8 protein-coding genes are annotated in these 6,773 nt (G+C 41.3%); 5 read left to right on the top strand and 3 right to left on the bottom strand.

All coding sequences use genetic code 11. From position 1 onward, the window contains the following. Positions 1–28 precede the first annotated feature (28 nt). The 3 genes from VE944_RS24215 (at position 29) to VE944_RS24205 (ending at position 1,813) form a co-directional block, all read left to right on the top strand. Positions 29–553 carry a DUF937 domain-containing protein gene (locus tag VE944_RS24215; RefSeq protein ID WP_324983065.1) on the top strand — a complete coding sequence of 175 codons (525 nt, stop codon included), beginning with the start codon at positions 29–31 and terminating at the stop codon, positions 551–553. Between the two features lie 166 nt (positions 554–719). Then, positions 720–1,274, top strand: coding sequence for a pyridoxamine 5'-phosphate oxidase family protein (locus tag VE944_RS24210; protein WP_324983062.1), 555 nt, complete (start codon positions 720–722; stop codon positions 1,272–1,274). Between the two features lie 32 nt (positions 1,275–1,306). Continuing rightward, positions 1,307–1,813: a GNAT family N-acetyltransferase gene (locus tag VE944_RS24205; protein WP_324983059.1), complete on the top strand. Its 507-nt coding sequence runs from the start codon at positions 1,307–1,309 to the stop codon at positions 1,811–1,813. Between the two features lie 2 nt (positions 1,814–1,815). Here the strand turns inward: VE944_RS24205 and VE944_RS24200 are convergent, their stop codons facing one another. After that, positions 1,816–1,938, bottom strand: coding sequence for a hypothetical protein (locus tag VE944_RS24200; protein WP_324983055.1), 123 nt, complete (start codon positions 1,936–1,938; stop codon positions 1,816–1,818). On the opposite strand from VE944_RS24200, the gene VE944_RS24195 reads away from it, so the two are divergent. Next, complete coding sequence (locus VE944_RS24195) at positions 1,929–2,156, top strand: hypothetical protein (RefSeq protein ID WP_324983053.1); 228 nt, start codon at positions 1,929–1,931, stop codon at positions 2,154–2,156. The genes VE944_RS24200 and VE944_RS24195 overlap by 10 nt on opposite strands. 69 nt (positions 2,157–2,225) lie before the next feature. On the opposite strand, the gene arfB is transcribed toward VE944_RS24195, so the two are convergent. Both arfB and VE944_RS24185 read right to left on the bottom strand, forming a co-directional pair. Further along, positions 2,226–2,642 carry an alternative ribosome rescue aminoacyl-tRNA hydrolase ArfB gene (gene arfB, locus VE944_RS24190; RefSeq protein WP_324983050.1) on the bottom strand — a complete coding sequence of 139 codons (417 nt, stop codon included), beginning with the start codon at positions 2,640–2,642 and terminating at the stop codon, positions 2,226–2,228. 47 nt (positions 2,643–2,689) lie between these two features. Beyond that, positions 2,690–2,944 (bottom strand): RNA-binding S4 domain-containing protein, encoded by a 255-nt coding sequence (locus VE944_RS24185; RefSeq protein WP_324983047.1) that lies wholly within the window; start codon positions 2,942–2,944, stop codon positions 2,690–2,692. Positions 2,945–3,468: 524 nt separating this feature from the next. On the opposite strand from VE944_RS24185, the gene dpdE reads away from it, so the two are divergent. Next, on the top strand, positions 3,469–6,773 hold a 3,305-nt coding region (gene dpdE, locus VE944_RS24180; RefSeq protein ID WP_324983045.1), incomplete at its 3' end, for a protein DpdE.

Here is a 6,773-nt window from a genome sequence, read left to right as displayed (position 1 = left end):
GCTTTTTCAGAACAAAGAGAGGAAACTTATGGGACTTTTCGATCAAATTCTTGGTGCCGTTGCTAACCCCAATCAACAGGGCAGCTTAGGTCAATTGGGAAGTATTGTTAGCAGTGTACAGCAAATGAGCCAAGGTACAGGTGCAGACCCATCTACCATCCAATCAGTTTTGTCAATTGTCGGTAGTCAAGTGCGTTCTGCTTTACAACAAAAGCAAGCCACAGATGGTAATAAAGCCGCACAAAGTCTAGTTAATCAATATGCTGGGACTTCACCTAACCCCCAAGCCGTGAATTCGCTGTTTTCTCCTCAGATACAACAACAGGTAGCTCAGGTTGCTGCCGGGCGCACTGGATTGGATGCTGGTATAGTTCAACAATTGCTGCCTTTAGCAGTACCTTTGGTACTTAATTTTTTGAAGTCAGGTGCAAATGCTCAGAATCCCCAAGCTGGCGGTAATCCTGTACTGAATTCTTTCTTGGATGCTGACGGCGATGGTGATGTCGATATCGCTGATGCCATCCAAATGGCTAGTCGATACATGAAACGGTAGCACTCCTAACTCCCCACTCCCAACTCCTAACTCCTAACTCCTAACTCCTAACTCCTAACTCCCCACTCCCCACTCCCTTAAACATCAACAGTTAACCCTTGCTAGATTTTTAGGTAAAGCATAGGCTGAGAAGATAGGAAATTTGTAAATAGATATCAGACAGTCTATGGCTAAAGTTTTTGACTGTATTACTGAGGAACACCAAGACTTCATTGCAGCCCAACACCTTTTCTTTGTTGGCTCTGCACCCTTGAGTCCTACGGGTCATGTTAACCTATCTCCTAAAGGTTTAGGCTGCTTTCGCGTCCTCTCTCCCAAACGAGTAGCTTATTTAGACCTTACAGGCAGTGGTAACGAAACATCAGCCCATTTGCAAGAAAATGGGCGAATAACCTTCATGTTTTGCGCCTTTGAGGAACCCGCCTGTATATTACGTCTTTACGGTCAAGGAAAGACGATTTTATCGAGTTCTCCAGATTGGGACTCCCTATACTCTTTGTTTGTGCCGATGCCTGGAACTCGTCAAATTATCGTCGCCGACATTGATAAAATACAGACTGCCTGTGGTTTTGGCGTACCACTCTATGAATATCAAGGTGAGCGCCAGACTTTAGTAAACTGGGCTAGTAAAAAAGGCGAAGAGGGAGTTCGAGAATATCAACAGCAGAAAAATCTTGTCAGCATTGACGGTTTAGCCACACCGCTGAGTAAATTATCTTAAATTTTACAAAAGCGGACTTTGGGGCATGAGTTATGGATTATTCTATTCGTCCACTTACACAGCAAGATGAGCCTTTTCTTTGGCAAATGCTTTACGAAGCAGCTCACCTGGTAGAAGAAGGTAATTTAACGGTGCAGGATGCAATGAATAATCCTGATTTGGAAAAATATGTTAAAGATTGGGGACGTAAAGATGATAGCGGCTTTATTGCTATTTTAGAAAGTAGTAATCAACCACTAGGAGCGGCATGGCTGCGTTTATTTACAGGTGAAAATAAAGGATATGGCTATGTTGATGATCAAACCCCTGAACTAGCTATTGCCATTCTTCCTCAATATAGAAATAAAGGTATAGGAACGCAGTTACTCACACATTTGTTAGCAACAGCTAAAACATCTTATCTATCAATATCACTTAGTACCAGAGCGACAAATCCAGCCGTGGGTTTATATAAACGATTTGGCTGGGAAGTTCTTGCTGACAGTGAGACAATCAATCGAGTTGGTAGCATCTCTTTTAAAATGAAAATTGATTTTTAAGCTCAAAGTTTGCCGCTTGTAGCGAGTGTAAATAAGAAAGCCGCCAAAGCGATCGCAGGTTGCAGGCGGCTTTTTGGTGTAACATCACAATAGTTGTCAAGACCCTTTAGGATCGGTGTTACCACCAATTATTACTTGGAACAAGTTTCCTAGTAAAGAGAAAAACGCCGAAACAAACACTATCATCATTAAACTAGCAAGGGCAGCAAAGGGAGAGATGATGAATAAGAGTAAGAGCGAAAGCATCAAAATCGTTAGTAATGTCTTATTCATCTTTTTCACCTTTAATAGTTGCTACTCTCAACCTAACCAGTTAAGTAATGACATTGACCACAGTCAATAGAAGGAATTAGTCTTAGTTCTCTGGTAAGATTTTGCAATAAAATTGAGCACCAAAGTCTAAGTTTATAAATCAATAATCTGTCACTTCCGCTCTGTTAGACTTAACCTGTCCGCGCTTAGTTTTGTAGTCAAGGCGCTTTCTTTGCGAACTGCGACTTGGCTTCGTGGGTTTGCGTTTTATCGTCACAACAACTGCGCTTTGAATGAGTTCTTGAAGTCGTTTCAAAGCTGACTCCCGATTGTTCTCTTGGCTTCGGTGTTCCTGCGCTTTGATTACAACAACTCCGTCCTGGGTGATGCGTCGATCGTTCAACTTTAAAAGCTGTTCTTTATAATAATCGGGTAATGATGAAGCAGCAATATCAAATCGCAAGTGAATAGCTGTGGAAACCTTATTTACATTTTGGCCTCCCGCTCCTTGCGAACGAATCGCACTAATTTCAATCTCACTCTGTGGGATAATAACTTTGTTGGAAATTTGCAGCATTACTCACAAGGTAAAAGAAGAACTTTTCGATTTAGGATAAAAATCATTTACTCGGTTTGTTCGGTAAAATCTATTACTAAGTCTTGGTCTTCATTGTTATCCAAATTCACCTCTAAAGTCTTTCCTTCTATTGTCACTTTATCACCTGGCACTAGTCGCCGCCCTCGTCGGGTTTCTAGCATACCGTTGACTTGGACATCGCCACCTTGAATCATCAGCTTGGCTTGTCCTCCACTTGGCACTATACCCATCAACTTTAAATATTGATTTAACTTAATTGTGTTGTCTCTGATTTTTTTCATAGTAAATAAAACCACATTACTTTAATTGTATCGTGCCGTTATCAAGCCAAAGGGTGAATCTGTTGCAGCACATAATCAGCTAAATACAGTAGTATTTCATTAATTCATAGTGAATTAAATTTGGCAATACCCTGCAATGCAATGCCAATGCGTCGCCTGACAATGCCATTGTGTTGCCTGACAATGCTAATGCGTCCCCCTGCATTTAAAAATCCTACTGCTTAAGGTAAACTTTTTGAACGAAAATCAACGTTTGGGCTGATTTTACTAATTGGCTGTTGTGCAATACTTTTCGGATAAGCCTAACAATCTTCCTTTTGGTCTGAAAAAGGTTACTGGGCTTGGGATAAAGGTGAATTTAAACCCTTTCCCCCTTAACTTAAAACTATTGGGCTATGGCGATCGCTATAACAAAAAGCTGTGATGCCAGTTTATTATCTATAATGTTGATCGACAAAACTGCCAGATATAGGTGAACAAACTAGTCTGGAAGGTTCTTTTAATGTGTTCAGGGGACTGGATCTATGATTAAGCTCGGTTTATTGGTACAGTCCCAGAATAACTATTTGGGTATAGGAAAAGTTACGGAAATATCTGATGCCAATGCGAACGTTGAGTATTTCTGCTCTATAGGGCAACGTCTGCAAAAAACTTTACCTTTAAGTTCTCTCTCTGAGGTCAGGCTTGAACCCCAGGCTCGATGCTATATTAAGTCCCAAACGCAGGATAAATGGATAGTTGGCAGAGTTTTCATCTGGGATGAAGATACAGAAATGTATCAAATTGATTTACCAGATAAGAAAACTGCGATCGCTAGTGAAGAAGACATTTACGTTCGTTGTAATCTCCCAAACACTGACCCCATCGAAACTCTGGCGATGAAGGGTCACGAAACGCCTTACTTCCACGACAAAAGATTGGCCTTCGTCAAATCCTTGATTAAGCAACGCGCTGTCAGTCGCGGGATGACGGGACTGATTTCGGCAAATATCAATCTTTATCCTCACCAAGTTGAAGTTGTGCGGCGGGTACTGGAAGACCCAATTCAACGCTACTTGCTAGCAGACGAGGTGGGACTGGGAAAAACCATCGAAGCGGGTGCGATTCTGCGTCAATTCCTTCTGGATGAACCGAAAAAAAATGCGGTGATATTAGTTCCGCAATATTTGCTCAAACAATGGCGGCTTGAGTTAGAAAACAAGTTTTACATTTCCCATTTTGGCAAACGGGTGGCGGTGCTGGCGGTTGAAGATATCCATAAAATCAACCTGAAAGCGAAGATAGGCTGCTTAATTTTAGATGAAGCCCATCATATCGCAGCAATGGCAACCTCTAAGGATGCGGCAATGCGCCAGCGTTTTCAGACTTGCAAAGAACTTGCTCATAAAAGCGATCGCTTACTTTTATTATCTGCCACTCCTGTTCTCAATCATGAGCAAGATTTTCTGGCTATGTTGCACTTGCTGGACCCGACAACCTATAAAATTGGTGATTTAGAAGGTTTTCGCGCCAAAGTTGAAAGTCGTCAGCAAGTTGGCAAAGTTCTGCTTTCTTTTAAAGAAGGTGTGGAACCTCTTGTCCTCAAAAGCAACTTGCAGCAACTACGAAATCTCTTTGCTGAGGATGAGTATTTACTGAAGCTGGCGGATGATTTAGAAAATTTACCAGCAAATTCTACTGAACAAGAGCAAATCCTCCAAGCGATTCGCGTCCACGTCAGCGATACCTATCGACTACACCGCCGAATGCTTCGTAACCGTCGCGCTGCGGTAGAAGATGTGATATTTGACCGCAACTTTACGCCCAAAGAAGAGTATGATTTAGACGAGCGATCGCTTGATATCCACGAACTGCTCAATCAATGGCGTAGTGTTGCTCCTGGTGACAAGCAATATCAGCGAATTTTTCTGTTATTATTCCTAGCTGCTGGTACTTGGTTAGGCATTTTAGAGCAGGTAATTAACGCTCGGTTAACTGGTAAGCCTCATGCTAAACTCATCCAGGAGTTTAAAGAAGATGATGTTCGCCTATTAACTACAACCCCCAAATTCTCAGGCGAAGAAGAGATTCTGCAATCGTTGCTAAAAATTATTCGTCAACCTCAAGAGGACGGACAACGGACGGAAAATTTGAAAACAGTACTGCTGAATCAGTTAGGTACATACTTTAAAATTCCCGCAAACGTTCGGAAGAATCAAAAGGAATTTATCACCAGGATACAACAGAGAATTAAAAGACCAATTACTGGTGATATTCTGCCCAAATTTGTTGTATTTACCAGTTTTGTGCAAACTTGCGGCGAAATTGTCCGGTATTTATCTGATACCTTTGGCGCAGAGACAGTAGCCAGCCATCAATTTGGAGAATCACCAGACAAGGTTGAGGAAGGCTTAAATAGGTTCAAGAATAACCCAAACTGCTTTATTTTAGTATGCGATCGCTCTGGAGAAGAAGGGCGTAACCTCCAGTTTGCCGATTGGTTAATTCATTTTGACCTTCCTTGGTCGCCTAATCAATTAGAGCAGAGAATTGGCAGACTTGACCGCATTGGCAGTAAAATTGGTATCCAATCTAGTGCCTTAATTGGCCCCTACTTGGAAGATAGCCCTCACAATGCTTGGTATAAAGTATTGAAAGATGGGTTTGGTATATTCCAACAATCAATTGCCAGTCTCCAGTTTTATGTAGATGAAAAACTTGCAGAATTAGAAACAGTTTTGTTTAAATCAGGTGCTGCTGGATTGCTAGAGATGATTCCGCCAATTCAAGAGCAAATTGAAACTGAAATAGCAAAAATTAGTGAACAAAATGCTCTAGATGAAATTGATGCCAACGATGAAATTGCCACCGAGTATTTTCAAGAACTAGATAATTACGATGCTTGTCATTTAGAAATTAAACGAGCAATTGAAGGCTGGATTTGTGATGCATTGGGATTCAGAGGACTGAATAATCCAGATTCATCAGAGATGCGACGTTATCAACCCTCAACGCGGACATTGGTTCCCATAAATGACTTAAAAAACCGTTTTGCTGAGAGTTCCCTAGACCAATTTGGTGCTTATAATCGCAGGGTAGCAAACCAGAATCCTGGTATTAAACTCTTTCGAGTTGGGGAAGGATTTATTGAAGCACTCTGGAACTATATAAACTGGGATGACCGGGGTGAAGCCTTTGCGATGTGGCGCACTGATGCATCTTGGGACTCTAAAGAAGGGAAGGAGTGGTTTGGTTTCCAATGCAATTATGTAGTCGAGGCAAATTTAAAAATTGCCAAACAAGTTTTACTAGATAACAAACTAGATAATTCTCAATTCAAAAACTTGCAGCGACGTGTCGATGCTCTATTTCCACCAATTATAGAAACTATCTATGTTGATGGTCGCAAGGAGCCAATACGCACTGTTGAAGATAAAGCACTCTTAAGCATTCTGCAACGTCCATATAAAGATAAAAACAACAATCAGGGACGAGATTACAATCTAGCAAAAGAGCGCTTAGGAATTATTGACGATTTTGTTGATCCTAGTAAATGGCAAAATTTCTGCTATCAAGTGCGTAATACTTCTTCGGAATTACTCTCTAATCGTCCCGATTTTATTGACTTATGCCAAAGTTGTGCTAAAGTCGCCGAAAAGAAATTAGCCAATAGAGTAGAACAATTACGGCTGCGTCTGAATCAGCAAAGTTGGGATAATGCATTAGCTGAAGAATTGCAGATAGAAACTGCTTTAAATGCAGCCATTCTAGAGGGAATTCGCCAGCCCCAAATTAGGCTTGATTCTGTCGGTTTTATTATTGTATCGGGGCGATCGCTTGTACAATTTGA

This window comes from Nostoc sp. (assembly GCF_035638895.1).
Taxonomy (GTDB): Bacteria; Cyanobacteriota; Cyanobacteriia; order Cyanobacteriales; family Nostocaceae; genus Nostoc.
This window is presented reverse-complemented; position numbering and strand designations above follow the sequence as displayed.